Here is a 24,865-nt window from a genome sequence, read left to right on the forward strand (position 1 = left end):
ACCGCACAAAAAAAAGAGCGCTAAGGCTCTTTTTTTGTATCCGGCGCTCGACTCAGGCGGCGAAACGGGACTTTCGATCGTTAAAGTCGTCGATGAGCTGGTCGATGACCGGTTGCTCGTAGCTGCGCAGGTTGCTCAGGATCATTCGCTTTTCGCCACATCCTACCACCTCGCCGTTCTCGATGAAGCGGAAGTTCATGGTGACGTTACCACGCTTGCCTGCGACGTCGAGTGCAGCGCCTGAGAACTCCACCGTAGGCGCGCTCAGGTCGAGGCGCTCAAGCTCAAGGGCCATGCTTTCGTAGATCACCAGGGGACGATCGGGGTTGAACATCACTCCGTGCTCTTTCATTAATGGCACCAGCAGGTGAGGGAAGTTCATGCCAGAGAAGGAAACGTAGCTACGAACCAGCTGCTCAATCATGGATTGGTCGTTGCTGGTCTGGCCGCTGCGTTCGACGTCAAGGTACTCTTTGCCGTTTTCATCGCAGATGCTCAGGCAGCGGTCGGTCGACTCGTGGAGGCTAAGGGCGATGCCGTCGGTGACCATGCCGGAAAAGGTGAACCGCATGGTTGTGCTGATTCCCGTTTTGCTTAGTACCATGGCAAAAAGCAGGTCGCCGGGCACGCAAAAGCGCTTGGCGTCAACATCGTGGATGACGTTGAAGTCGTTGGCGATACGCTTGGCAAACTCGCTAGACTGCTCACGGGTAAAGCAGAATTTATCGTCAATGTTGATGTGAAAACGTTCTAACATGGCGTTAATCTGTTGTTGGGAGTCCATAGGCGCGCCATACTACCACGCGCTTGAAGGGCAAAATGATACATTTTGTGAACGAATTGTGATCACTTGGTTTCGGGGAGAACGGCTGTTTCCGGGCTTCACTGGATTACGCGAGATCTGAATGGAGGTGGATATGTTAACCAGTGCTGCGATGGCAAGTTTTATCGCTACCCTTTTCTCAATGATGAACCCCATTGGTAATGTGGGGGTGTTTGCCGGTATGACAGCGGGCAGGCCCGACCCGGAGGTGCGCAAAATAGCCTTGCAGACAGGGGTGGCCATCGCGGTCACGCTACTGCTGGTGGCATGGTGTGGCGATCTTCTGCTGCGATTTTTTGGTATCAGCGTAGAGGAGCTGAGGGCGGCCGGTGGCGTTGTGGTGCTGATCATTGGCCTGCATATGCTTTTCAACAAGGCTGAGCATAAGCACACCAGCGAGGAGCTTGAAGATGCCGAAAACCGGGAGTCGATCGCCGTAGTCCCCATGGCCATCCCGATTACAGCGGGCCCCGGCACAATGACCAGCGTCCTTCTGGTTTCCCAGCACCAACACCTGATCAGCCTGATCGAGATCTCTGTTATCGTGCTGGTGATGTCAGCGCTCACCGCTCTGTTATACGGTTTTTCCGGGCCTGTGTCCCGCCGCCTGGGGGCGTCCGGGGTCGGGGTTGTCACCCGCATTATGGGGTTGGTGCTGTCGGCCATCGCGATGGGGATGCTGGCGGCGGGGCTGAAGGAGTTGCTCCCCGGTCTGGCTGGATAACTGTCAGCCTTTTTTGTGATTCTGCGGTTTGCAGGGTTTGACAGCTTTGGGGTGCAATGTATAATCGTCGCGTCCAAACGACAGGCGCGTAGCTCAGTTGGTTAGAGCGCCACCTTGACATGGTGGAGGTCGTTGGTTCGATTCCAATCGCGCCTACCAAATTTAGTCTTAAAAAGCCGGCCTCGTCGGCTTTTTTCGTTTTTAAGCATGTGGCCTTTGGTAGGGGTCACCACTGATAAGAAGGATTTCCGTTATGCCCTCCATTACTCTCCCCGACGGCAGTGTTCGCCAGTTTTCAAATCCGGTTACCATCATGCAGGTGGCTGAGGATATCGGTCCAGGGCTTGCCAAGGCGACCATCGCCGGACGGGTGAACGGCCAGTTGCAGGATGCCTGCGAGCTGATCGACAGCGATGCAGAGTTGCAGATCATCACCGCCCGGGACGAGGAGGGGTTGGAGATCATTCGCCACTCCTGTGCGCACCTGATCGGCCATGCCATCAAGCAGCTGCAACCGGAAGCGAAAATGGCGATCGGGCCGGTGATTGAGGAGGGGTTCTACTACGATATCGATACCCCTGACACGGTTACCATCGAGGGGCTGGCGGCGCTGGAAAATCGCATGAAAGAGCTGATTGCGAAAGAGTACGACGTCGTCAAGAAGTGGACTCCGGTGGCAGAAGCGCGCCGCATCTTCGAAGAGCGGGGAGAGACTTACAAGGTTGAAATCATCGACGCGATGGGTGCGGATGTGGAGCAGGTGGGGCTCTACTACCACGAAGAGTATGTCGATATGTGTCGTGGCCCCCACGTCCCCAATACCCGTTTTCTGAAAGCGTTCAAACTGACCAAGCTGGCTGGTGCCTACTGGCGGGGTGACTCCAGCAACAAGATGCTGCAGCGCGTCTACGGAACCGCCTGGGGTGACAAGAAGGCGCTGAACGCCTACGTGCAGCGGATTGAGGAGGCAGAAAAGCGGGATCACCGTAAGCTGGGTAAGCGCCTGGACCTCTTCCATACCCAGGAGGAAGCGCCCGGTATGGTGTTCTGGCACCCGAATGGCTGGACCATCTACCAGGTGGTTGAGCAGTACATGCGCAAGGTGCAGATTGATAACGGTTACCTGGAGATTAAAACCCCCCAGGTGGTCGATCGTTCGTTGTGGGAGCGCTCCGGTCACTGGGATAAGTTCCAGGAGATGATGTTCACTACCCACTCCGAAAACCGCGACTACGCCGTAAAGCCAATGAACTGCCCCTGCCATATCCAGGTTTTCAACCAGGGGCTGCGCAGCTATCGCGACCTGCCGCTGCGCCTGGCCGAGTTTGGCTCCTGCCACCGTAACGAGCCCTCCGGGACCCTGCACGGCCTCATGCGGGTGCGTAACTTTACCCAGGATGACGCGCACATCTTCTGCAGCGAGGAGTCTATCCAGGAGGAGGTGGCGACCTTCATCGATCTGCTGTTTGCGGTCTACAGGGACTTCGGCTTTGATCAGGTGATTCTCAAGCTCTCCACGCGCCCTGAGCAGCGGGTAGGCTCTGATGAGGTCTGGGATCGGTCCGAGGCGGCGCTGGAGGCAGCCCTCAATGCGACCGGCCTTGAGTGGGATCTGTTGCCCGGCGAGGGGGCTTTCTATGGTCCCAAGATCGAGTTCTCCCTCAAGGACTGCATCGGCCGGGTATGGCAATGTGGTACCATTCAGGTCGATTTCTCGATGCCGGGTCGCCTCGACGCCCAGTTTGTTGCCGAAGATGGCAGTCGCCAGACCCCGGTGATGTTGCATCGGGCAATCCTGGGCTCTTTCGAGCGCTTTATCGGTATTCTGGTGGAAAACTACGCCGGAGCGATGCCGGTTTGGCTGGCGCCAACCCAGGCTGTGGTGCTCAATATTACGGACAATCAGGCCGAATATGCCCAAAAGGTTGCAAAAACCTTAAAAGAAGCGGGATTCAGGGTCGATGCGGACTTGAGAAACGAGAAGATCGGCTTTAAAATCCGCGAGCACACAATTCAGAAGATTCCTTATCTGCTCGTGGTGGGCGATAAGGAAGTGGAAAATGGCACCGTGGCAGTGCGCACCCGATCCGGAGAGGATCTGGGCAGCCTGCCTCTGGAGAGGTTGACCGAGCTTATGCAGGCAGAGGTTGCCAAGCTCGGCAGAACCCAGAGCGATGCTTGACGATAATCCGAACAGGAGAAGTGACAATTAAGCGAGATAATAAAAGGGATCGACGCGTTCAGCAGCCCCCGATAAACGAGAATATCAAGGCCACTGAAGTACGCCTTATTGGCCAGGATGGTGAGCAAATAGGCGTCGTACCTACCCAGGAAGCCCTGGGAATTGCTCGTGAAGCCGAATTGGATCTGGTAGAGATCAACGCAACATCGGTACCGCCGGTGTGCAAAGTGATGGACTACGGCAAGCATCTGTTCGAGCTGAAGAAACAAAAAGCTGCTGCCAAGAAAAAGCAGAAGCAAATCCAGGTGAAAGAGATTAAATTTCGCCCGGGCACCGAAGAAGGGGATTATCGGGTAAAACTGCGCAACCTGATACGTTTCCTTGAAGAGGGCAACAAGGCCAAGGTTTCCTTGCGTTACCGCGGTCGGGAGATGGCTCACCAGGAGCTGGGGATGGAGCTGCTTAACCGGGTTGAAAAAGACCTGGAAGAGTATGGCGTCGTCGAACAGCGTCCGAAGATGGAGGGTCGTCAACTGATCATGGTATTGGGCCCCAAAAAGAGTAAGTGATCGCCTGCAGCACACCCCGGTCGGCCCCAGGGTCGTCCGGGGTGTGCTGTTTGATCGCTTTCGTTTTTAACTGACCGGCTTTACAAGGGTTTAGCCGAGGAATGCGGAGTATTAGAAATGCCAAAGATGAAGACCAAAAGCGGAGCAGCCAAACGCTTTAAAAAAACGGCTAACGGCTACAAGCGTAAGTGTGCCTTCAAAAGCCACATCCTTACCAAAATGACCACCAAGCGTAAGCGCCAGCTGCGTGGCACCAAGGGCATGGCCCCTGCCGACGTCGCTTCCGTTGATCGTATGTTGCGTGTGCGCTAAGCGTACCCGGTTCTTGATTGGTAAATTAGGTTTTTAGGAGATAGCTTATGCCTCGCGTAAAACGTGGTGTGGTGGCTCGCCGCCGTCACAAGAAGATTATGAAGTTGGCCAAGGGTTACTACGGTGCCCGCAGCCGTGTATTTCGTGTAGCCAAGCAGGCCGTTACCAAGGCCGGACAGTATGCTTACCGTGACCGTCGTCAGCGTAAGCGTCAGTTCCGTGCACTGTGGATTGCCCGTATCAATGCGGCTTCACGTATGAACGGTCTGTCTTACAGCCGCTTCATCGCTGGTCTGAAGAAGGCCTCAGTTGAGATCGACCGTAAGGTCCTGGCCGACATCGCCGTCCACGAGAAAGCAGCCTTTGCTGCCATCGTGAACAAGGCGAAAGAGGCGCTTGCCTGATCTCGTCAGAGAAAGCGTGAAAAAGGAGGCTTCGGCCTCCTTTTTTATTGCCTGCTGTCGGTAGCTGCCAGAATTTGAACACAACCCCCTTCGGGGCGGGGTGGCTCGGTGCAAGTCACTGTTTTTTTAAGTGCTTTCCCGTTAACATACGGGGCTATTTTCTGTGGGGCCAAGGCCCTGGCTGGCGTTCGGAGTGTAATAATGGAAAAACTGGAATCATTGGTCGCCGAAGGCTTGCAAGCCGTGGCTGCAGCGACCGATGCCGCGGCACTGGATCAAGTGCGCGTTCATTATCTGGGCAAGAAGGGGGAGTTGACCTCGTTGCTCAAAGGGTTGGGGCAGCTCTCCGCCGAGGAGCGGCCCGCCGCGGGGGCACGAATCAATGAAGCCAAGGAGCAGGTCCAGGTCGCGATCAATGCGCGCCGGAGTGCCCTTGAGAGTGAAGTGCTGCAACAGCGCCTGGCGGCGGAGACCATCGATGTGACACTGCCCGGCCGTGGGCAGGACCTTGGCGGATTGCACCCGGTCACCCGCACCATGGAGCGGATCGAGGCATTTTTTGCCAATATCGGCTTCGAGGTGGCTGAAGGTCCCGAGATCGAGGATGACTACCACAATTTTGAGGCGCTCAATATTCCGGGCCATCACCCGGCCCGCGCCATGCACGATACCTTCTACTTCGATGCCCACACCCTGCTGCGTACCCACACCTCGCCCGTACAGGTGCGGGTGATGGAGAGCCAGCAGCCGCCAATTCGTATCGTTTGTCCTGGCAAGGTGTATCGCTGCGATTCCGACCAGACCCACACCCCGATGTTCCATCAGGTTGAGGGGCTACTGGTGGATCGCAAGGTCAGCTTCGCGGATCTCAAGAGCACCATTGAGGAGTTTCTGCGGGTCTTCTTTGAACGCGACCTGGCGGTCCGTTTCCGCCCCTCCTATTTTCCCTTTACCGAGCCCTCTGCCGAGGTGGATATCGAATGGGGACGTGACAGTGATGGCAATATCAAGTGGCTCGAGGTGATGGGATGCGGCATGGTGCACCCCAAGGTATTTGCCGCCTCCGGGATCGACCCCGAGCAATACACGGGATATGCCTTTGGGATGGGGGTCGAGCGACTGGCGATGTTGCGCTATGGCGTCAACGACCTGCGCCTCTTCTTCGAGAATGACCTGCGCTTTCTCGAGCAGTTCCACTGAGTGTCAGCTGCGAGGGGGCCGGTCCCCGTCGCCTGGGTGAATAGAGTTTAGGGGCTGGGCCCCTTCGGTAAGTGAATCAGGAAAACAGATGAAATTTAGCGAACAATGGCTGCGCCAGTGGGTCGATCCCCAGGCTACAACCGAAGAGTTGACCCATCAAATCACCATGGCGGGGCTCGAAGTCGATGGTGTCGAGACGGTGGCGAGTGAGTTTTCCGACGTGGTTGTGGGAGAAATTCTCTCGGCGGAGCAGCACCCCGATGCCGACAAACTCCGGGTGTGCCGGGTCAGTGATGGCGACGCGGAGTTTCAGGTGGTCTGTGGCGCGCCCAATGCCCGGGCTGGGTTGAAGGCACCCTTTGCTCGCGTCGGCGCAGTGTTGCCGGGTGACTTCAAGATCAAGAAGGCCAAGCTTCGTGGTGTCGAGTCCTTTGGCATGCTCTGCGCCGAGGATGAGCTGGGCATTTCCGATGATCATGAGGGTTTGATGGAGCTCTCCGCCGAAGCCCCGGTGGGGGTCGATCTGCGCACCTACCTGTCGCTGGATGACCGCATCATCGATGTGGACCTGACCCCTAACCGGGCGGACTGTCTCTCGATTGCCGGTATCGCCCGCGAGGTGGGGGTGAACTATCGGGCTCAGGTTAACCCGGTTGAAGTCGCCCCGGTGGCCGCGACCATCGAGGACTGCTTCCCGGTTCAGCTGGAGGCGCCGGCGGACTGCCCCCGCTATGTGGGTCGCGTCATTCGTAATGTGGATGTCAGCGCCGCTACTCCGTTATGGATGGTGGAACGCCTGCGTCGCAGTGGTATCCGCAGCATCGACCCCATCGTCGATGTGACCAATTATGTGATGCTGGAGTTGGGTCAGCCCATGCATGGCTTTGACCTTAACCAGTTACAGGGCTCCATTGTGGTTCGCCGTGCCCGGGCAGGGGACCGCTTAACGCTGCTGGATGGGCAGGAAGTTGAGCCTGCTGCTGACGTGCTGCTGATCGCCGACGAGCAGCGTCCCCTGGCGCTGGCGGGGGTGATGGGAGGAGAAGCCTCCGGGGTGAGTGAATCGACTCGGGACATCTTCCTTGAGAGTGCTTACTTTAACCCGATCTCCATTGCGGGTAAGGCCCGCTCCTTTGGTCTGCATACCGACTCTTCCCACCGCTTTGAGCGGGGGGTTGATCACCAGTTGCAGGTAGCGGCCACCGAACGTGCCACCGCCCTGATTATGGAGATCTGTGGCGGAGAGCCGGGACCGGTGAGCGAGCATGCCAGTGCAACCCACCTGCCCGTAGAGGTTGTGGTGGACCTGCGCGCGCAGAAAGTGACCGATCTTTTGGGGATCGAAATACCCAACGCCGAGATCGAAGAGCTGCTCACCCGCCTGGGGATGCAGCTGGAAGCTCAGGCAGAAGGGTGCTGGCGAGTGCGTGTTCCCAGCTACCGCTTCGATATCGAAATCGAGGTCGACCTGGTGGAAGAGCTGGGGCGCACTTACGGCTACAACCGCTTGCCCTCGTCTGCCCCGCAGATGAGCCTGAGCATGAAACCCCGGGCGGAGTCGGCCGTGGGTCTGGGCGCGATTCGTCGTACCCTGGTGGCGCAGGGCTTCCGTGAAGCGATTAACTACAGCTTCATTGATCCCAAGCTGCAGGCGCTGTTTGAGCCCGAGCAGTCGCCGGTAATGCTGGCGAACCCGATTTCCGCCGACATGTCGGCCATGCGTACCAGCCTGCTGCCCGGGCTGGTAAAGACGCTGCAATACAATCTCAATCGCCAGCAAAACCGCGTACGCCTGTTTGAGTCGGGGCTGACTTTTGTGCCCGCTCAAGAGGGGCTTCGCCAGGAGCTGAAGCTGGCGGGCCTCATCTACGGTAGCCGGGAGCCCGAGGGGTGGACCGGTGACCGGGAGAGAGTGGACTTCTTTGACCTCAAAGGCCACCTGGAGTCACTCCTGGCCCTGGGTGGAAACCGGGCCGATTATCGCTTTGGTGCGCTCCAGAGCGTTCCCTACCTGCACCCCGGCCAGTGTGCGTCAGTCCACAAATCTGGGGATCTGGTGGGGCTTGTGGGTGCGTTGCATCCCGAGCTTCAGTCTAAGCTGGATATCGATGCACCGGTCTACCTGTTTGAAATCTCGATTCCAACCGGTCGGGTTGCCAAATTCGAAGAGCTCTCCAAATACCCTGAAGTTAGACGGGATCTGGCGGTAGTGGTGGATGAGGGGGTCAGTGCTGAAGACCTCAAAACCCTGATCCGGGAAGTGGCAGGGGAGTGGCTAAGAAACCTCAGGTTGTTTGACGTTTATCAAGGCAAAGGTATTGATCCACATAGAAAAAGTCTGGCTTTGGGCTTGACCTTGCAGCATCCATCGCGCACTCTTACTGATGATGAGGTGAATGAAATTTTCGCCAAGGTTGTGAGTGCACTGAAAGAGAGGTTTGATGCCACTCTAAGGATGTAATCTATGGGGGCTTTGACAAAGGCCGAGATGGCCGAGCGCCTGTTTGAGGAGCTTGGCCTGAATAAGCGTGAAGCCAAGGAAATGGTCGAAATGTTCTTCGAGGAGATCCGCGATGCCCTCGAGAACAATGAGCAGGTTAAGTTGTCCGGCTTCGGTAATTTTGATCTCAGGGACAAAAGCCAGCGTCCGGGGCGTAATCCAAAGACCGGCGAGGAGATTCCCATTACGGCACGCCGGGTGGTGACCTTCAGGCCAGGGCAAAAACTTAAAGCCAGAGTGGAAGCGTATGCTGGAACCAAGCAATAACGATGAGCTGCCCCCAATTCCGGGGAAACGCTACTTCACCATTGGTGAGGTGAGTGACCTCTGCGCGGTCAAGCCCCATGTGCTGCGCTACTGGGAACAGGAATTCAGCCAGCTCAATCCGGTTAAACGGCGTGGCAATCGCCGCTACTACCAGCGCCAGGATGTGCTGATGATTCGGCAGATCCGTAGCCTGTTATACGATCAGGGATTCACCATTGGAGGTGCCCGTAACCGCTTATCCGGAGATGAGGTTAAAGAGGACAACACCCAGTATCGACAAATTGTTCGCCAGATGATCGCCGAGCTGGAGGATGTATTGGAAGTCCTTAAGAAGTAACAGAAAAATTTCGAAAAACTATTTGCGGGTGAGGCCGATTACTGTATTATTCGCCCCGTCCTGCAGTTGAGGTTGTCGCCTTTTCTGTAAGCAGTCGGAACGTAGCGCAGCCTGGTAGCGCACCACAATGGGGTTGTGGGGGTCGGAGGTTCGAATCCTCTCGTTCCGACCATTTTTCTGAAAAGCAGCTTTCGAGCTGCTTTTTTTATGTCCCGGGTTTGGACGGATCAACCGCTCCTGGGCTGTCTCCTGCTTTACACCTCCCCTCCCATTGGTCAGACCGATACCCGGTGTGGCTTTTCTCATTTTTGATACTGGCAACCAAATAATGAGATCTGGTTGGCATTTGTATCCATCTACATTGCGATCCTGCGACTTGAAATGCCAGAAATCCGCTTTTTCTGTTGATCTTTATCAACGGCGACGAGCCGGGGCGTGCTCTGGAGTCGTTGTGGCACCATCGTGTGTTTATTGGCACGAGGTTTGTAAGGTTTTTATGCAGGAGGGCCCCTGGCCACCGGTTAAGGGTGACAGGGACTCAGGTCTCCACCTGGAGTTGGAGTATGTGATGGGTTTACATAACTACCGGGCAGCTGCGGCCAATGAATTGCAGTTGGGAACCTTTGATCGTGATCTGTGGCACTGGGCCCTGAGTATGGAAGATGGCCATATCTCGGCTGCCCATGCCATCTACGTGCGGCTCAGGGCAGAGGTCTTGGCTCAGGGTTCGCTCGATAGCGATAGGTTAAATGGATGTTCCTACAGGGATTAAAGAAAGGGAGTAGAGGGGGTTTTATGTGTAGCATTGAATATTGTCACAACAGCGACTGTGGTCATCCGTTTCGGATTGAGGTGATTGGCGGTAACTTGCCGGGCATGAAAAGCCTTGAGTCGATCACCTGCCCCTACTGCCGTTACACCTACTGGGTGCGTGGCCGGGGAATTTTCCGTAGCTTTCCGCTCACTGCCAAGCAGATGATCGATCATAACCGTAGCCAGGGTATGCCGCTCGAAAAGGCGAGCTAAGGCTCTGTTTCCGCACTGCCCACCCGAGCGGTTTTGTGGGCAGGCGGAGCCCTGTACACTGACCCGCCGGCAATCGCCCCGCTTCTTTCACGCTTCCTGTGGCTTGCCTCGTTTTGCCCCTGTTCTGGTGCTCGCCAGCAGGTTCGGCCTTCCCCTATAATGCGCCTTTGCCTGGCCGGGTGTCGGCCTGACTCTACTTCGCTAGCATCTTTAGGAGCGCCCATGAAGCCTGTAATCAAACCGGCGAACCCCAACTTCTCCTCCGGACCCTGCAGTAAGCGTCCCGGGTATCGTCTCGAGGCCCTTGATGCCCGCACGCTGGGACGCTCCCACCGCTCCGCCATCGGCAAGGAGGCACTGGGCCGGGCCTGCGATGAAACCGCGCGCTTATTGGGACTGCCGGCCGGTTATCGCGTAGGGGTGGTGCCGGCATCGGATACCGGTGCGATGGAGATGGCGATGTGGTCTCTGCTGGGGCCGCGTCCGGTGGACGTATTCGCCTGGGAGTCCTTTGGCAAGGAGTGGCTCACCGATATCCTCACCCAGCTTCGTTTGCCCGAAGTGCAGGCCTTTGAGGCGGATTATGGCGAGCTGCCGGATTTCAGCAGGGCCAATCCGGCCCACGATATCGTCTTTACCTGGAACGGCACTACCTCCGGTGTGAAGGTGGATAAAGCCGACTGGATAAGCGACCAGCGTGAGGGGTTGACCCTCTGCGATGCCACCTCGTCGGTATTTGCCATGGAGATGCCCTGGGAGAAGCTGGATGTAGTGACCTTCAGTTGGCAAAAGGTGCTGGGCGGGGAGGGGGGCCACGGCATGCTGATCCTAAGCCCTCGCGCCGTAGAGCGGCTGGAGAGCTATACCCCGAGCTGGCCGATGCCAAAGATTTTTCGCCTCACCAAAGGCGGCAAACTGATGGAGGGGATCTTCCGCGGGGAGACCATCAACACCCCCTCGATGCTCTGTGTCGCCGATTACCTCGACGCCCTGGAATGGGTCGATGGGATGGGGGGGGTTAATGCCGCGATCGCCAAGTCCCGGGCTAACCTGGCGATACTGGAGCGCTTTGTCTCCGAGCGGGATTGGATCTCCTTCCTGGCAAAGCGGGAGTCGATCCGTTCCAACACCAGTGTTTGCTTCACCCTGGCGTTGGCTCAGGAACAGGTTAAGCGGATGGCGGCACTACTGGAGCAGGAGGAGGTTGCCTATGACATCGGCTCTTACCGCGACGCGCCTCCAGGCCTGCGGATCTGGTGCGGCAGTACGGTGGCGGCCGAGGACCTCGAAGCGCTGCTGCCCTGGCTGGACTGGGCTTATAACGAGGTTGCCCGCTAGTCTGCGGTTCTGGTGGCCGACAGCCGTCGATAGGTGTGGTGGACAGGAGACTGCCCGCCACACGCCTCTGTGTCGCCGGCGCGCTGAGTTGGCCGAAATATATCCAGTTTTCAGCCCCTCAATATTGGAATACTGACCCCCGCTTGAGTACAATGCGCGGCTTTCACCTTCGAGAGCCCCTGCCATCATGCTCACAACACCCTACTACCTGATTGACAAGGCCAGCCTGACCCGCAACATGGAGAAGATCGCCTACGTGCGTGAACACTCCGGAGCCAAGGCCCTGCTGGCGCTCAAGTGTTTCGCCACCTGGTCGGTGTTCGACCTGATGCAGCAGTATATGGATGGCACCACCTCCTCGTCGCTGTACGAGGTGAAGCTGGGGCGCGAAAAGTTTGCCGGTGAGACCCACGCCTACAGCGTGGCCTACGCCGATGACGAGATCGATGAAGTGCTCGCCAACAGCGACAAAATCATCTTTAACTCCATTAGCCAGCTGCAACGCTTTGCCGACGCCAGTCGTGACAAGGTGCGCGGATTGCGGGTGAATCCACAGGTCAGCACCTCGGAGTTTATTATCGCCGACCCGGCGCGTCCCTACAGTCGCCTGGGGGAGTGGGATCCGGTCAAAATCGAAGCGGTGATCGACCAGGTCTCCGGCTTCATGTTCCACAACAACTGTGAGAATGAAAACTTCGACCGCTTCAGCGAGATGCTGGACCTGATCGAGGAGCGCTTCGGCCACCTGCTGGCACGGGTCGACTGGGTCAGCCTGGGCGGTGGCATCCACTTCACCGGTGAACAGTACCCGGTTGATCGCTTCTGCGCGCGCCTGAAGGCGTTTTCAGAGCGTTTCGGGGTGCAGGTCTACCTGGAACCGGGTGAGGCGGCCATTACCAACAGCACCTCCCTCGAGGTGACGGTGCTCGATACCCTCTACAATGGTAAGGACCTGGCGGTAGTGGACAGCTCCATCGAAGCCCATATGCTCGACCTGCTGATCTACCGTGAAACGGCCCGTATGGAGCCCTGTGACGGGCCCTACTCCTACATGGTCTGCGGCAAGTCCTGCCTCGCCGGTGACATCTTCGGTGAATTTAATTTTGACCAGCCGCTGAAGATCGGTGACCGACTGTCGTTCAAAAACGCCGCCGGTTACACCATGGTCAAGAAGAATTGGTTCAACGGTGTGAAAATGCCGTCGATTGCGGTACGCCAATTGGATGGCAGTGTCGAGTTGGTGAGGGAGTTTGGTTACGACGACTTTGTGCACAATCTTTCCTGAGGTGTGCGACCCCTGAAAAACCTGGAGTATGTGATGAAGAAAAACGTATTGATTATTGGGGCCGGAGGTGTGGCCCGGGTGGTGGCGCATAAATGCGCCCAACACAATGACACACTGGGCAATATTGTCATTGCCTCGCGCAGCGTTGCGAAATGCGACGATATTGTGGCCAGTGTACTCGAAAAAGGCAGTATGAAGGTTCCGGGCAGCATCAAGGCATATGCTCTGGACGCCATGGATGTTGCCGCAACCGCCACCCTGATCAGGGAGACCGGGTCCGAAATCGTCATCAATGTGGGCTCGGCATTCGTCAATATGTACGTTCTGAGCGCCTGTCTTGAAACCGGCGCCGCCTACCTGGATACCGCGATCCATGAGGATCCGGCCAAGATTTGTGAAACCCCTCCCTGGTACGCCAACTACGAGTGGAAGCGCCGTGAAGCCTGCAAGGAGAAGGGCGTCACCGCGATTTTGGGGGTGGGTTTTGATCCCGGCGTGGTCAACGCCTATGCCGCACTGGCGGTGAATGAATACCTCGACAGCGTCGAGTCGATCGATATCATCGATATCAATGCCGGTAGTCACGGCCGCTACTTTGCCACCAATTTCGACCCTGAGATCAACTTCCGTGAGTTTACCGGGCAGGTGTGGAGTTGGCAGAACCGCCAGTGGGTCAGCAACAAGATGTTCGAGCACAGCCGCACCGACGACCTGCCGGTGGTAGGCCAGCAGACCGCCTACCTCACAGGCCACGATGAGGTTCACTCCCTGTCGCAAAACCTTGATGTTGACAACGTGCGCTTCTGGATGGGCTTTGGTGAGCACTACATCAACGTCTTTACCGTGCTCAAGAATCTGGGCCTGCTATCCGAGCAGCCGGTGACCACCGCCGAAGGGCTGGAAGTGGTCCCGCTGAAAGTGGTCAAGGCGGTTCTTCCCGACCCCTCCTCCCTGGCCCCCGATTACACCGGTAAAACCTGCATCGGTGATGTGGTCAAGGGAACCAAGGGTGGCAAGGAGAAGGAGGTGTTCATCTACAACATCGCCGACCACAAAGAGGCCTACGACGAGGTGGGCAGCCAGGGGATCTCCTACACCGCCGGGGTGCCGCCGGTTGCCGCCGCATTGCTGGTGGCCTCGGGCGAGTGGGACGTGAAGGAGATGGCCAACGTCGAGCAGCTCGACCCGCGTCCTTTCCTCAACCTGTTGAACCAGATGGGTCTGCCGACCCGTATCAAGGATGAAGAGGGCGACCGCCCCCTGAACTTCGCTTGATCAAGCCGGGTGGAACGCTATCGCTGATGGCGTTTCACCCACTTTACTCGCCTAACCGGAGAACGAACCATGGCCGATTTCCCCGCCTGCCCTAGCTGTCAGGCTGAATACACCTATGAAGATCGGGGGCTGTTCGTCTGCCCCTCCTGCGGCCACGAGTGGTCCACCGATGCCGCTGCCGAGGTAGAGGAAGAGGGGCTGGTGGTGCGCGATGCCAATGGTAACCCGCTGGCCGATGGCGACAACGTCACCCTGATCAAGGACCTGAAAGTGAAGGGTTCCTCTTCGGTGATCAAAGTGGGCACCAAGGTGCGCATCAACCGCCTGGTCGAGGGCGACCACGACATCGACTGCAAGGTGGATGGCATCGGTGCGATGATGCTCAAATCCGAGTTCGTCAAAAAGGCCTGATCCCATCCGGGTTCAGTACAAAAAAAGCCGGCATCGCGCCGGCTTTTTTGTGCCTGCAGTGCAGGGGAGGATGGACTTAGCCGATCACCTCGCCGATGGAGCGGCGCAGGCGCTCGATAAAGAGGTCGATCTCCTGCTCGCTGATGGTCAGGGGAGGGGACATCACCAGAGTGTCGCCCACGCCGCGGCACAGCAGACCGTTCTTGAAACACTGATTGTGTACCGGCACCGCAGGCCCCGCCGGGAAGCGGCTATCGGCGGCGAAGGTGATGGCACCCAGCAGGCCGAAGTTGCGGATGTCGATCAGGCAGTCGAGGTCACGCAGCCCGTGCAGGGCATCCTCCCAATACTGGCCAATAGGACCGGCCGCGCGGGTCAGTAGCGCCTCGCGCTGGTAGATCTCCAGTGCCGCCAGGCCGGCCGCCGAGGAGACCGGGTTGCCGGCGTAGGTGTTGCCGTGGAAGAGCTCGGGGCCTCCGGCGGGGGCCGCATCGAAGATCACCTGCTGGATGGCTTCGCGCACAAACACCCCTCCCATGGGCACCGTGCCGCCATTGATCGCCTTGGCACAGGTGATCAGGTCCGGGGTGACCCCCATGGACTGGGCGGCGAAGGGGGCACCGGTGCGGCCGAAGCCGGTTACCACCTCGTCGAAGATCAGCAGGATATCGTGCTGGTCACAGAGCTCACGCAGGCGCTGCAGGTAGCCTTGTGGCGGTGGCACCATGCCGCCGGCGCCAACGCAGGGCTCGACAATCACTGCACAGATATTTTCCGCACCGCGCTGGGCGACCAGCTTGTTGAAGGCAGCCTCCATGCGATCCGTACCGTGCTCCGGGAGCCCGCGACTGAAGGCATTGCGCTCGATATCCAGCAGGTCCGGCAGGAAATCCACCTGATCGTAGACCGGGAAGCCTTTGCGGTTATTGGGCAGCCCCTGCAGGGAGGTTCCCCCCATGTTGATGCCGTGGTAACCGCGCTCACGGGCGATGAAGCGGGTCTTGCTGGCCTTGCCACGGGCGCGCTGGTACTGGTAAGCGATCTTGATGGCGGTATCCACCGACTCGGACCCCGAGTTGGTGAAGAACACCCGGTTCAGCCCCTCGGGGGCCAGCTTGGCCAACTGCTCGGCAAAACGGAAGCTGACCTCATGACCGAACTGGAAGGGGGGCGCAAAGTCGAGGGTCATCAACTGCCGGCTGACCGCATCGGCCACCTCCTGGCGGCCATGGCCCAGGTTGGCGCACCAGAGACCCGCGGTGATATCCAGCACATCGCGGCCATCATCGGTATAGAGGAAACAGCCCTCGGCGCGGGAGAAGAGACGGGGGTTGTCGCGAAAAGCCCTGACGTTGGTAAATGGCTGCCACCAGTGCTCGAGGTTCAGCTGGGTCATACCGATGCTCCTTATCCATAAAGGGGGTGAGAAAGTAGACCGTTAATTCTATAGCAGTTCTCCGGGCGCGCAATCGGTCGCGGCCCTAATGGCGGGACTATCGATCCGCCTGTGGCAGAGTCTACAACTTCAGCATCGCCCACCGGAAAGTGGGAAGTGCCGGTCCAGCAGGAGTAGTGCCCAGCACATGCCTGGCTGTCGCGGCATACGACCTACAGGGTTGTGGGGAGTGCCTGGTTGACGATAAGGAGCTGCAGGAGCACAGCTGCCGGCCCGCCCATCCCTGGACATCGCCGCTGACGCCATCCCTGGCTCTCGCGGCATACGACCTACAGGGACGTAGGGAGTGCCGGCTGTGCAGGAGCACAGCTGCCGGCCCGCCCATCTCTGGGCATCTCCGCTGACGCCATCCCTGGCTCTCGCGGCATACGACCTACAGGGACGTAGGGAGTGCCGGCTGTGCAGGAGCACAGCTGCCGGCCCGCCCATCCCTGGGCATCGCCGCTGACGCCATCCCTGGCTCTCGCGATCTGCTTACCTCCCTGAGATCGCTACCGGCATCCCTGCCTCTCGCGATCTACTTACCTCCTTGTAAGCAAAAAAAGGGGATGCGATGCATCCCCTTCGGTTCTATGGCCTTGGGCATAGATGACCGTAGATCAACGACCCTCGGCGTGACAGGCGCGCTTGGCCGCCTCGGCTTCAAAGGCGATCTCTTTCATGCCCCAGCCATCGTCATCGGCTGTATGGCCGTAGTAGTAGTTACCCGCGGTCTGGGTGTATTCGTTCCGCACATCAATCGCGGCCTGCCGGCATTCATCTGAATACCCGGCCGGCTCGTTATTCATCGCTTCAACACCCACCAAACCAGCAAACGCTGCTGCAAATACAACACCTACCATATCAATACCTCCATCGGAGAACAGGAAAAACCAGAACTGAGAAACGCTGCCCGGCTATCTAAACGCTTGGCCTGGGCATTGCTCATCAATGGGTTCATTAAAGAGAATATGAGGCTTTCGAACCATACGTAGTGACGCTGAATGCGCTGTGAATTATGCCTATTAATTGTGTGGTTTTACTGATGTCCGGCTCCCGGGATCGATAATAACGCACCCACTCGTCGAACCCTGCTACCATGCCTGCACCCCTTCAACGCTAAGGGGCTCTGCCACGGGTCGGGCTCGATACCGACTGCACACGTAGGTCTGTTTTAAGGATGCTAGAGACTATGCTGTTACGGGATTGGGTGCTGGCGCTTTTGGTCGTGGTGGCCTGGGGTTTTAATTTCGTCGTGATCCGCTGGGGGCTGGATGGGGTGCCCCCCATGCTGCTGGGAGCCCTGCGTTTTCTGTTGGTGGCTTTTCCGGCCTTGCTCTTCGTTCGACGCCCGCAGCTGCCCCTGAGGTGGCTCTTTGGTTACGGCATCACCATCAGCTTTGGCCAGTTTGCGCTGCTGTTTGGCGGCATGCACCTGGGTATGCCTGCGGGGCTGGCGTCACTGGTCCTGCAAGCCCAGGTGCTTTTTACCCTGCTGTTTGCGGCCCTGCTGTTGAAGGAGCCTCCCCGCGCCGAGCAGTGGATCTGTATCGGAGTTGCCAGCGCCGGGTTGCTGCTGCTGGCCCTGCAGGGTAACAATGCCGGCGGGGCGACGATGACCCTGGTCGGCTTCCTGCTCACCATCGGTGCGGCGGCGAGCTGGGGGCTGGGTAACATCATTAACCGGCACATCGGCTCCATGGGTGGAGTCAACCTGATGGGGCTGGTGGTGTGGGGGGCCCTGATCCCGCCGTTGCCCTTTATGGCGCTCTCGCTTTGGCTGGAGGGGCCCGCGCAGGTGAAGGAGACCCTGCTCAACCTCAGCGGCCAGTCGATGCTGGTGCTGCTTTACCTTGCGGTGGTCGCGACCCTGTTTGGCTACCGGGTGTGGGGCGGTTTGCTGACCCGCTACTCGCCCGGTGTGGTGGCGCCCCTCACCCTGCTGGTCCCCGTCACCGGCCTGCTGTTTGCCGATCTCCTGCTGGATGAGAAGCTGACCCCACTGCAGTGGGCCGGTATCGCCCTGGTGATGCTGGGCCTGGTGATCAACCTGCTGGGAGGGCGGTGGCGACAACGGGCTACACTGGGACAGAGGAGGCTAGCCCCATGAGTATTCGCAAACGCCTGCTGGTGGTTTCCCATACCCCGTCCCCCAATACCCGGGCGCTGGCCGATGCCCTGCTGGCCGGGGCACAGACCGATGCCCCGGGCGTCGAGGTGCGGCTGGTCGCGCCGCTGGAAGCGGGTCCCGAAGATGTGCTGGCGGCCGATGCCCTCATTCTGGGCACCACCGAAAACCTGGGGTACATGAGCGGGGCGTTGAAGGATTTCTTCGATCGCATCTATTACCCCTGCCTGGAGCCCAAGCAGGGGTTACCCTATGCCCTCTATATTCGCGCTGGCCACGACGGCACCGGCACCCGACGGGCAGTGGAGACGATCACCACCGGCCTGCGCTGGCGCGCAGTACAGGAGCCGCTGATCTGCCGCGGCGAGTTCGATCCCGCGTTTATCGACCAGTGCCGGGAGCTGGGTATGGCCATGGCCATGGGGCTGGACGCGGGCATTATTTAAGAATGGTCGCTTTGGAGGACACTCTTTGGTGGGTCTCCATTTTTATTGGGAAAACTATCGCATGACAGAAATCGCCCTCAGCCTTGCCTTGGCGCCCCTGCTGTTGATCCAGGGGATCTACACCCGACTGGTCACCCCAAAGCTGCCCGAGGCGCTTGGCGATCGAGAGGGGGTCAAGGGGGCCGGCCAAGAGCTGGGGCTACTGGTTGTGGGCGATTCAGCGGCTGCCGGGGTGGGTGCCCGGCATCAGGATGAAGCCTTGATCGGCAACCTGATCGCCAGGCTGAGCCCTCACTTTCGAGTGCGCTGGCGTTTGGTTGCCCGGACCGGGCATGACACCAGGGAGGTCCTGGAACTGCTTGATCAAACCCCTGCTGACAGCTTCGATATTGCCGTCGTATCGGTTGGGGTTAACGACGTCACCAGCCGGGTTAGTGTGGAGCGCTGGATCGAGCATCAGGAACAACTGATCCAAATGCTCAGCACCAAATTTGGAACCTCTCATACGCTCCTTTCGCCGGTTCCACCCATGCAGGGTTTCCCCGCGCTACCGCAGCCCCTGCGCTGGTATCTGGGACGGCGGGCGAAGCAATTTAACCGGCAATTACGTACTTTCGTAAGCGGCCGGCTCAACTGCACGCTACTGGAAAACGATTTTCCTCTCGTTGGGGAGATGATCGCGGAAGATGGGTTCCACCCAAGCCCAAAAGCCTACGGAGTCTGGGCAGACGAAGCCATCAAGGTGATCTTGCAGCTTCTGCAGGAGCCGTCAACACGTACCGGGGATCAACCCTCTGCTCCAGCAACTGCACCGGCCTGCGCGGGCGTGCAGTACAGGAGCCTCTGATCCGCCGGGGCAAGTTCGGTCCGGCGTTTATTGGCCAGTGCCCCGAGCCGGGCATGGCCATAACCGTGTGGCTGTACACCGGTACTATCTAGCCGCCCGCTGCTTCACAACGCCTCCTGCTGAGCATTGTTGTTCTGGCGATATAAAGTGCCCGGGATTGGGGCGGTGTCCGATATAGGTGCGCCAGTTCAGTGCCAATGAGTCTTTATCATTTTGAATAATTTCTCTGATGTCCCCTAAAACCCCTGTCCCAGAGCGGTTTTTCGATGTTGGTCTGCCCTTTGCAAAAGTAGAGTCGACCAGTTGGGTTGAAATACAACAAACACTAAATCGAAAAACCGAGTCAATAACACTCATCCGAAAACCAATAGGACAGGAGTTATCATGGGATTCTCTCGAGTCACGTTCAAAAAAAGTTTGCTGGCGCTGAGCGCCAGTGTGATGGTTGCCGGTAGTAGCATGGTACTGGCGGCTGAGACCATCAAAGTAGGGGTGCTGCACTCCCTCTCCGGCACAATGGCCATCAGTGAGACCACCCTCAAGGATACGATGGAGATGCTGGTGGCGGACCAGAACGCCAAGGGCGGCCTGCTCGGCAAACAGCTTGAAGCGGTGGTGGTTGATCCCGCCTCGAACTGGCCATTGTTTGCGGAAAAGGCGCGAGAGCTGATCGAAAAGGAGAAGGTGGATGTCATCTTCGGTGCCTGGACATCGGTCTCCCGTAAGTCGGTGCTGCCGGTCATTGAAGAGCTCGACAGCATCATGTTCTACCCGGTCCAGTATGAAGGTGAGGAATCCTCTAAAAACGTCTTTTACACCGGCGCTGCGCCCAACCAGCAAGCGATCCCTGCGGTCGACTACCTGATGAATGAGCTCGAGGTCGAGCGCTGGGTGTTGGCGGGAACCGATTACGTCTACCCGCGCACCACCAACAAGATTCTGGAAGCCTACCTCAAGGCCAAGGGGGTCGCTGAAAGTGACATCATGATCAACTACACCCCCTTCGGTCACTCCGACTGGCAAAGTATTGTGGCCGATGTGAAGAAGTTCGGCAGCGCCGGCAAGAAGACCGCGGTGGTCTCCACCATCAACGGCGACGCCAACGTGCCTTTCTACAAGGAACTGGGCAACCAGGGCATCTCAGCCGAGGATATTCCGGTGGTCGCCTTCTCCGTAGGTGAAGAGGAGCTGTCGGGTATCGATACCAAGCCGCTGGTGGGGCACCTGGCCGCCTGGAACTACTTCATGAGCGTCGAGTCCGAGACCAACGCAGAGTTCATCAAGAACTGGCACAGCTACATCAAGAACGATGCCCGTGTCACCAACGACCCCATGGAAGCTCACTACATCGGTTTCAATATGTGGGTGAAAGCGGTTGAGAAGGCCGGTACCACCGACCCCTCGGCGGTGCAGGACGCGATCATCGGCATCAGCGTGCCCAACCTGACCGGCGGCTACGCCACCATGGCCCCCAACCACCACATCACCAAGCCTGTGCTGATCGGTGAGATCCAGGAGGATGGCCAGTTCCAGGTGGTATGGGAAACCAGCGGCACCGTATTGGGTGATGCCTGGTCCGACTTCCTAGCCGGTTCCAGGGACATCATCTCCGACTGGCGTGCGCCGCTCTCCTGCGGTAACTACAACGTCAAAACCGGCAAGTGCTCCGGACAAAACTACTGATCCGTTGTTCGGCGGCAACCCTGCGGGGTTGCCGCCAACCTGTCCAGCCTACACGCATCCTTCTCGCCCCCGGGGCTAACAGCGCAGGTGTTTGACCCGCGCCCAAGGATTCTATTGCCATGTCTTTTTCTTACTGCAGCGCTTGTGTTACCCGCCGGCCTCTCTCCCTGCTTGCCGCGTTGCTGTTGTGCCTGGCCGGGTTGCTGAGTGCACCTGCGCAGGCCACCCCCTTTGAGCAAGGGGCCGAACTCCTGAAACAGGGAAGCCTGAAGAAGAACCAGCGGGCCGTTGAGCTGATCGCGGAGAGTGAAGACCCCCGTGCGCTCTCCCTTTTGTTGCCCCTGCAGGAGGGTCAACTCTACCTCCATAAACCCAGTAAAACCCTGGTGCTGGCTGAGTCTTCCGACGAGGGGTACCAGCTGCTGAATGCCTTGACCGGTGAGTCCATGGGCACGTTTCCCAAACGCGCGCTCAAGAAAATTCCAATCAACAATCGCCTGCGCACCCAGCTCAAGGGGGCGGTGGCGATGCTCCAGCTCTCCAGCCCCGATCCGGCGCTGCGCCTGCAATCATTGCAGAATATGCTGGTGGATGTGAGCACTGATCATATTGACCTGCTCACCCGCTTGCAGGGCAAGGAGCAGGAGCCGGCGGTTCTCGACCTGATCTCGGTGGCACTGGCACTGGCCGCACTGGAGAGCCCGCAGTCGGCGCAGCGGGTGGAGGCGGCCAACCTGCTGGGCGACAGCTTGCAGCCAGAGGTCAGGAATCGGCTGGTGGCACTTCAAACCACCGAGAGTGACAAGCGGGTGCTGGCCGCCATCAATGACAGCCTCGCCCGCATAGAGCAGCGGGCCGAGCTCTTCGGTCATATGGAAACCCTCTATTTCGGCCTTAGCCTGGGCTCGGTGCTGGTACTGGCCGCCATCGGCCTGGCCATCACCTTTGGGGTGATGGGGGTGATCAATATGGCCCACGGCGAGCTCATCATGCTGGGCGCCTACACCACCTACGTGGTTCAGCAGCTGATGCCCGATCACATCGAATATTCGCTGCTGGTGGCGGTACCGGCCGCCTTTATGGTGTCGGCGCTGGTGGGGATCGCCATCGAGCGCGGGGTGATCCGTTTTCTCTATGGCCGCCCCCTGGAGACCCTGCTGGCGACCTTCGGTATCAGCCTGATTCTGCAACAGGCGGTGCGCACCATCTTCTCGCCGCTCAACCGCAGCGTGGAAACTCCCGCCTGGATGAGTGGGGCGCTGGAGATCAACAGCCTCTTCTCCCTCACCTACAACCGGCTCTATATCATCCTCTTCTGCCTGCTGGTATTTGCGGCACTGTTCTGGGTACTGAAGAAAACCCGTCTCGGGTTGCAGGTGCGGGCGGTGTCCCAGAACCGTGAGATGGCCCGAGCCATGGGGGTGCGTTCGCAGTGGGTCGATGCCATGACCTTTGGCCTGGGCAGCGGGGTGGCCGGCGTTGCCGGTGTGGCCCTTAGCCAGCTCACCAACGTGGGGCCCAACCTCGGCCAGGCCTACATCATCGACTCCTTTATGGTGGTGGTGTTTGGTGGCGTCGGCAATCTGTGGGGCACCCTGGTGGCGGGCCTCTTTCTGGGGATCGGCAACAAAGTGCTGGAGCCCTGGTCGGGTGCCGTACTGGCCAAGATCCTGATGCTCATTTTCATCATCCTCTTTATCCAGAAACGCCCCCGCGGACTCTTTCCGCAGAAGGGGCGGGCAGCGGAGAACTGATCGATGCTACTCGACAAACTCTTTATGAATGACCGGGGCGGGCAATGGCTGATCGGTACTCTGTTGGCCATCACCACGGCGGTCACCCTGCTTAATCTGTTCGCTCCCGAAGGCAGCCTGTTCCATGTGCCGACCTACACCGTCACCCTGCTGGGGAAATACCTCTGCTACGCGCTGTTGGCGGTGGCACTGGATCTGGCCTGGGGCTACCTTGGCATCCTCAGCCTGGGGCACGGTGCCTTTTTTGCCCTCGGTGGCTACGCCATGGGGATGTACCTGATGCGCCAGATCGGTGACCGGGGAGTTTATGGCAACCCGGAGCTTCCGGATTTTATGGTGTTCCTCGACTGGAAGGAGCTGCCCTGGTACTGGAGCGGTTTTGACAGCTTCGGTTTCGCAATGCTGATGGCGCTGTTGGTGCCGGGGCTGTTGGCCTTTGTGTTTGGTGCGCTGGCGTTTCGCTCCCGGGTGACCGGGGTCTACCTGTCGATCATCACCCAGGCGCTGACCTACGCTTTGCTGCTGGCCTTTTACCGCAACGAGATGGGGTTTGGCGGCAACAACGGCCTCACCGACTTCAAGGACCTGTTGGGCTTCAGCCTGCAGTCCGACGCGACCCGCCTGGTGCTCTTTATTGCCTCCTCGCTGGCGCTGATCGCCGGCTACCTGATCTGCCGCGCGGTGACCCGCTCACGGCTTGGGCGGGTGTGCGTGGCGATTCGTGACAGTGAAGACCGGGTACGCTTTATCGGCTATCGGGTGGAGCGGGTCAAGCTGGCGGTCTTTACCCTGTCGGCGGCGCTGGCGGGGATCGCCGGTGCGCTCTACGTCCCCCAGGTGGGGATCATCAACCCCAACGAGTTCTCCCCGCTGAACTCCATCGAAGCGGTGGTCTGGGTGGCCGTCGGCGGGCGGGCAACTCTCTACGGGGCGGTGGTAGGTGCGCTGCTGATCAACTACGCCAAATCCTTCTTTACCATGGCGATGCCCGAGGTGTGGTTGTTTGCCCTGGGGGCGATCTTCGTGCTGGTGACGCTGTTTTTGCCCAACGGTATCGTGGGGCTGCTCAAGCGCAAGGAGGCCCGCGCATGACCATGATGGAGAGCTTCCGCCACCATACCCGCCGCGACCAGGTGTTTGATTTTTTGATGCCGCCGGCGATCGATAGCCTCGACCTGTCGAAAAACACCATCCTCTATCTGGAGGGGCTCAACGTCAGCTTCGACGGCTTCAAGGCGATCAACGACCTGAGCCTTTACATCGAGCCCGGCGAGCTGCGCTGCATCATCGGCCCCAATGGCGCCGGTAAAACCACCATGATGGACATCATCACCGGTAAGACCCGCCCCGACAGCGGCAGCGCTTTCTTTGGGCGCCGCATCGACCTGCTGCAACTCAGTGAGGCGGAGATTGCCCAGGCGGGTATCGGTCGCAAGTTCCAGAAGCCGACGGTGTTCGAGCCCCTCAGCGTGTTTGAAAATCTGGAGCTGGCGATGTCCGGCAACAAAGGGGTCTGGAGTACCTTCCGCGCCCGGGTGGGGGTGGAGCAGCGTGAACGCATCGAAGCCTGCCTCGAACAGATCGGCCTTAAGGACCAGGCAGCGCAGCGGGCGGGGGATCTCTCCCATGGACAGAAGCAGTGGCTGGAGATCGGTATGTTGCTGATGCAGGAGCCGCGCCTGTTGCTGGTGGACGAGCCGGTGGCGGGGATGACCCATCAGGAGATGGACCGCACCGCCGAGCTGCTGCTCTCTCTGGAGGGGAAGCACTCGGTGGTAGTGGTGGAGCACGATATGGATTTTGTGCGCTCGATCGCCCGCACCGTCACGGTGTTGCACCAGGGCAGTGTGCTGGCCGAGGGCAGCATGGACCAGGTGCAGGGCGATGCGCGGGTCAAACAGGTCTATCTGGGGGAGTAG

The 24,865-nt window shown here is 58.8% G+C and carries 24 protein-coding genes and 2 tRNA genes; 23 read left to right on the top strand and 3 right to left on the bottom strand.

The genetic code is table 11. From position 1 onward, the window contains the following. Positions 1-52 precede the first annotated feature (52 nt). The gene (locus D0544_RS04335) at positions 53-757 is read right to left on the bottom strand and encodes a DUF3581 family protein (protein ID WP_125014772.1); all 705 of its coding nucleotides are present in this window, start codon (positions 755-757) and stop codon (positions 53-55) included. Between the two features lie 160 nt (positions 758-917). On the opposite strand from D0544_RS04335, the gene D0544_RS04340 reads away from it, so the two are divergent. The 16 genes from D0544_RS04340 to D0544_RS04415 all read left to right on the top strand — a co-directional run bounded on the left by D0544_RS04340 (position 918) and on the right by D0544_RS04415 (position 14,653). Continuing rightward, entirely contained in the window at positions 918-1,547 is a 630-nt protein-coding gene (locus D0544_RS04340; RefSeq protein WP_207905756.1) for a MarC family protein, read from the top strand. A gap of 82 nt (positions 1,548-1,629) precedes the next feature. Further along, a tRNA-Val gene (locus D0544_RS04345) sits at positions 1,630-1,706 on the top strand. Positions 1,707-1,800: 94 nt separating this feature from the next. Further along, complete coding sequence (thrS, locus tag D0544_RS04350; protein ID WP_125014774.1) at positions 1,801-3,729, top strand: threonine--tRNA ligase; 1,929 nt, start codon at positions 1,801-1,803, stop codon at positions 3,727-3,729. Positions 3,730-3,749: 20 nt separating this feature from the next. After that, positions 3,750-4,298, top strand: coding sequence for a translation initiation factor IF-3 (infC, locus tag D0544_RS04355; RefSeq protein WP_125014775.1), 549 nt, complete (start codon positions 3,750-3,752; stop codon positions 4,296-4,298). Between the two features lie 117 nt (positions 4,299-4,415). Continuing rightward, the gene (gene rpmI / locus D0544_RS04360) at positions 4,416-4,610 is read left to right on the top strand and encodes a 50S ribosomal protein L35 (RefSeq protein ID WP_125014776.1); all 195 of its coding nucleotides are present in this window, start codon (positions 4,416-4,418) and stop codon (positions 4,608-4,610) included. Between the two features lie 47 nt (positions 4,611-4,657). Then, positions 4,658-5,014 (top strand): 50S ribosomal protein L20, encoded by a 357-nt coding sequence (gene rplT / locus D0544_RS04365; RefSeq protein ID WP_125014777.1) that lies wholly within the window; start codon positions 4,658-4,660, stop codon positions 5,012-5,014. A gap of 201 nt (positions 5,015-5,215) precedes the next feature. Continuing rightward, positions 5,216-6,214 carry a phenylalanine--tRNA ligase subunit alpha gene (gene pheS, locus D0544_RS04370; protein WP_125014778.1) on the top strand — a complete coding sequence of 333 codons (999 nt, stop codon included), beginning with the start codon at positions 5,216-5,218 and terminating at the stop codon, positions 6,212-6,214. Between the two features lie 88 nt (positions 6,215-6,302). Next, positions 6,303-8,675, top strand: a complete 2,373-nt coding sequence (gene pheT, locus D0544_RS04375; protein WP_125014779.1) for a phenylalanine--tRNA ligase subunit beta — start codon at positions 6,303-6,305, stop codon at positions 8,673-8,675. Positions 8,676-8,678: 3 nt separating this feature from the next. Further along, positions 8,679-8,981 carry an integration host factor subunit alpha gene (gene ihfA, locus D0544_RS04380; protein WP_125014780.1) on the top strand — a complete coding sequence of 101 codons (303 nt, stop codon included), beginning with the start codon at positions 8,679-8,681 and terminating at the stop codon, positions 8,979-8,981. Continuing rightward, positions 8,962-9,318, top strand: coding sequence for a MerR family transcriptional regulator (locus tag D0544_RS04385; RefSeq protein WP_125014781.1), 357 nt, complete (start codon positions 8,962-8,964; stop codon positions 9,316-9,318). Before ihfA ends, D0544_RS04385 begins: the two co-directional genes overlap by 20 nt. Before the next feature lie 95 nt (positions 9,319-9,413). Further along, positions 9,414-9,490: transfer RNA gene (locus D0544_RS04390), tRNA-Pro, on the top strand. Between the two features lie 623 nt (positions 9,491-10,113). Then, positions 10,114-10,344 carry a hypothetical protein gene (locus D0544_RS04395; protein WP_125014782.1) on the top strand — a complete coding sequence of 77 codons (231 nt, stop codon included), beginning with the start codon at positions 10,114-10,116 and terminating at the stop codon, positions 10,342-10,344. Positions 10,345-10,566: 222 nt separating this feature from the next. Next, the gene (locus D0544_RS04400) at positions 10,567-11,682 is read left to right on the top strand and encodes a phosphoserine transaminase (protein WP_125014783.1); all 1,116 of its coding nucleotides are present in this window, start codon (positions 10,567-10,569) and stop codon (positions 11,680-11,682) included. 187 nt (positions 11,683-11,869) lie between these two features. Continuing rightward, a complete protein-coding gene (gene nspC / locus D0544_RS04405; RefSeq protein WP_125014784.1) occupies positions 11,870-12,967 on the top strand; it encodes a carboxynorspermidine decarboxylase in 1,098 nt (365 codons plus the stop codon). A 33-nt stretch (positions 12,968-13,000) separates the two neighbouring features. Next, a complete protein-coding gene (locus tag D0544_RS04410; protein WP_125014785.1) occupies positions 13,001-14,242 on the top strand; it encodes a saccharopine dehydrogenase family protein in 1,242 nt (413 codons plus the stop codon). A 69-nt stretch (positions 14,243-14,311) separates the two neighbouring features. Beyond that, positions 14,312-14,653: a zinc ribbon domain-containing protein YjdM gene (locus D0544_RS04415; protein ID WP_125014786.1), complete on the top strand. Its 342-nt coding sequence runs from the start codon at positions 14,312-14,314 to the stop codon at positions 14,651-14,653. A gap of 76 nt (positions 14,654-14,729) precedes the next feature. On the opposite strand, the gene aptA is transcribed toward D0544_RS04415, so the two are convergent. Together aptA and D0544_RS04425 are read right to left on the bottom strand one after the other, a co-directional pair. Then, complete coding sequence (gene aptA, locus D0544_RS04420) at positions 14,730-16,049, bottom strand: omega-aminotransferase AptA (RefSeq protein ID WP_125014787.1); 1,320 nt, start codon at positions 16,047-16,049, stop codon at positions 14,730-14,732. A gap of 659 nt (positions 16,050-16,708) precedes the next feature. Beyond that, positions 16,709-16,951, bottom strand: a complete 243-nt coding sequence (locus D0544_RS04425; protein WP_125014788.1) for a hypothetical protein — start codon at positions 16,949-16,951, stop codon at positions 16,709-16,711. Between the two features lie 329 nt (positions 16,952-17,280). Between D0544_RS04425 and D0544_RS04430 the strand changes: the two genes are divergently transcribed. The 7 genes from D0544_RS04430 (at position 17,281) to urtD (ending at position 24,865) form a co-directional block, all read left to right on the top strand. Further along, positions 17,281-18,198: an EamA family transporter gene (locus D0544_RS04430; protein ID WP_125014789.1), complete on the top strand. Its 918-nt coding sequence runs from the start codon at positions 17,281-17,283 to the stop codon at positions 18,196-18,198. After that, a complete protein-coding gene (locus D0544_RS04435) occupies positions 18,195-18,662 on the top strand; it encodes a flavodoxin family protein (protein ID WP_125014790.1) in 468 nt (155 codons plus the stop codon). The genes D0544_RS04430 and D0544_RS04435 overlap by 4 nt, the downstream gene beginning before the upstream one ends. A 61-nt stretch (positions 18,663-18,723) precedes the next feature. Then, entirely contained in the window at positions 18,724-19,509 is a 786-nt protein-coding gene (locus tag D0544_RS04440; protein ID WP_125014791.1) for an SGNH/GDSL hydrolase family protein, read from the top strand. Positions 19,510-19,950: 441 nt separating this feature from the next. Continuing rightward, positions 19,951-21,192, top strand: coding sequence for an urea ABC transporter substrate-binding protein (gene urtA, locus D0544_RS04445; RefSeq protein ID WP_243647296.1), 1,242 nt, complete (start codon positions 19,951-19,953; stop codon positions 21,190-21,192). A gap of 119 nt (positions 21,193-21,311) precedes the next feature. Continuing rightward, complete coding sequence (gene urtB / locus D0544_RS04450; protein WP_125014793.1) at positions 21,312-22,946, top strand: urea ABC transporter permease subunit UrtB; 1,635 nt, start codon at positions 21,312-21,314, stop codon at positions 22,944-22,946. A 3-nt stretch (positions 22,947-22,949) separates the two neighbouring features. Then, positions 22,950-24,038: an urea ABC transporter permease subunit UrtC gene (urtC, locus tag D0544_RS04455; RefSeq protein ID WP_125014794.1), complete on the top strand. Its 1,089-nt coding sequence runs from the start codon at positions 22,950-22,952 to the stop codon at positions 24,036-24,038. Then, complete coding sequence (gene urtD / locus D0544_RS04460; protein ID WP_125014795.1) at positions 24,035-24,865, top strand: urea ABC transporter ATP-binding protein UrtD; 831 nt, start codon at positions 24,035-24,037, stop codon at positions 24,863-24,865. Before urtC ends, urtD begins: the two co-directional genes overlap by 4 nt.

The sequence above is a fragment of the Aestuariirhabdus litorea genome (assembly GCF_003864255.1).
Taxonomy (GTDB): domain Bacteria; phylum Pseudomonadota; class Gammaproteobacteria; order Pseudomonadales; family Aestuariirhabdaceae; genus Aestuariirhabdus; species Aestuariirhabdus litorea.

Excerpts from the sequence above, each read along its gene's own strand:
- D0544_RS04340 (WP_207905756.1), top strand. The coding sequence starts at position 918 with ATGTTAACCAGTGCTGCGATGGCAAGTTTTATCGCTACCCTTTTCTCA.
- rplT (WP_125014777.1), top strand. The coding sequence starts at position 4,658 with ATGCCTCGCGTAAAACGTGGTGTGGTGGCTCGCCGCCGTCACAAGAAG.
- D0544_RS04400 (WP_125014783.1), top strand. The coding sequence starts at position 10,567 with ATGAAGCCTGTAATCAAACCGGCGAACCCCAACTTCTCCTCCGGACCC.
- nspC (WP_125014784.1), top strand. The coding sequence starts at position 11,870 with ATGCTCACAACACCCTACTACCTGATTGACAAGGCCAGCCTGACCCGC.
- pheT (WP_125014779.1), top strand. The coding sequence starts at position 6,303 with ATGAAATTTAGCGAACAATGGCTGCGCCAGTGGGTCGATCCCCAGGCT.
- pheS (WP_125014778.1), top strand. The coding sequence starts at position 5,216 with ATGGAAAAACTGGAATCATTGGTCGCCGAAGGCTTGCAAGCCGTGGCT.
- D0544_RS04395 (WP_125014782.1), top strand. The coding sequence starts at position 10,114 with ATGTGTAGCATTGAATATTGTCACAACAGCGACTGTGGTCATCCGTTT.
- D0544_RS04415 (WP_125014786.1), top strand. The coding sequence starts at position 14,312 with ATGGCCGATTTCCCCGCCTGCCCTAGCTGTCAGGCTGAATACACCTAT.
- ihfA (WP_125014780.1), top strand. The coding sequence starts at position 8,679 with ATGGGGGCTTTGACAAAGGCCGAGATGGCCGAGCGCCTGTTTGAGGAG.
- D0544_RS04410 (WP_125014785.1), top strand. The coding sequence starts at position 13,001 with ATGAAGAAAAACGTATTGATTATTGGGGCCGGAGGTGTGGCCCGGGTG.
- thrS (WP_125014774.1), top strand. The coding sequence starts at position 1,801 with ATGCCCTCCATTACTCTCCCCGACGGCAGTGTTCGCCAGTTTTCAAAT.
- D0544_RS04440 (WP_125014791.1), top strand. The coding sequence starts at position 18,724 with ATGACAGAAATCGCCCTCAGCCTTGCCTTGGCGCCCCTGCTGTTGATC.
- D0544_RS04425 (WP_125014788.1), bottom strand. The coding sequence starts at position 16,951 with ATGGTAGGTGTTGTATTTGCAGCAGCGTTTGCTGGTTTGGTGGGTGTT.
- rpmI (WP_125014776.1), top strand. The coding sequence starts at position 4,416 with ATGCCAAAGATGAAGACCAAAAGCGGAGCAGCCAAACGCTTTAAAAAA.
- urtB (WP_125014793.1), top strand. The coding sequence starts at position 21,312 with ATGTCTTTTTCTTACTGCAGCGCTTGTGTTACCCGCCGGCCTCTCTCC.
- urtA (WP_243647296.1), top strand. The coding sequence starts at position 19,951 with ATGGTTGCCGGTAGTAGCATGGTACTGGCGGCTGAGACCATCAAAGTA.
- D0544_RS04335 (WP_125014772.1), bottom strand. The coding sequence starts at position 757 with ATGTTAGAACGTTTTCACATCAACATTGACGATAAATTCTGCTTTACC.
- D0544_RS04435 (WP_125014790.1), top strand. The coding sequence starts at position 18,195 with ATGAGTATTCGCAAACGCCTGCTGGTGGTTTCCCATACCCCGTCCCCC.
- D0544_RS04430 (WP_125014789.1), top strand. The coding sequence starts at position 17,281 with ATGCTGTTACGGGATTGGGTGCTGGCGCTTTTGGTCGTGGTGGCCTGG.
- urtD (WP_125014795.1), top strand. The coding sequence starts at position 24,035 with ATGACCATGATGGAGAGCTTCCGCCACCATACCCGCCGCGACCAGGTG.
- urtC (WP_125014794.1), top strand. The coding sequence starts at position 22,950 with ATGCTACTCGACAAACTCTTTATGAATGACCGGGGCGGGCAATGGCTG.
- aptA (WP_125014787.1), bottom strand. The coding sequence starts at position 16,049 with ATGACCCAGCTGAACCTCGAGCACTGGTGGCAGCCATTTACCAACGTC.
- D0544_RS04385 (WP_125014781.1), top strand. The coding sequence starts at position 8,962 with ATGCTGGAACCAAGCAATAACGATGAGCTGCCCCCAATTCCGGGGAAA.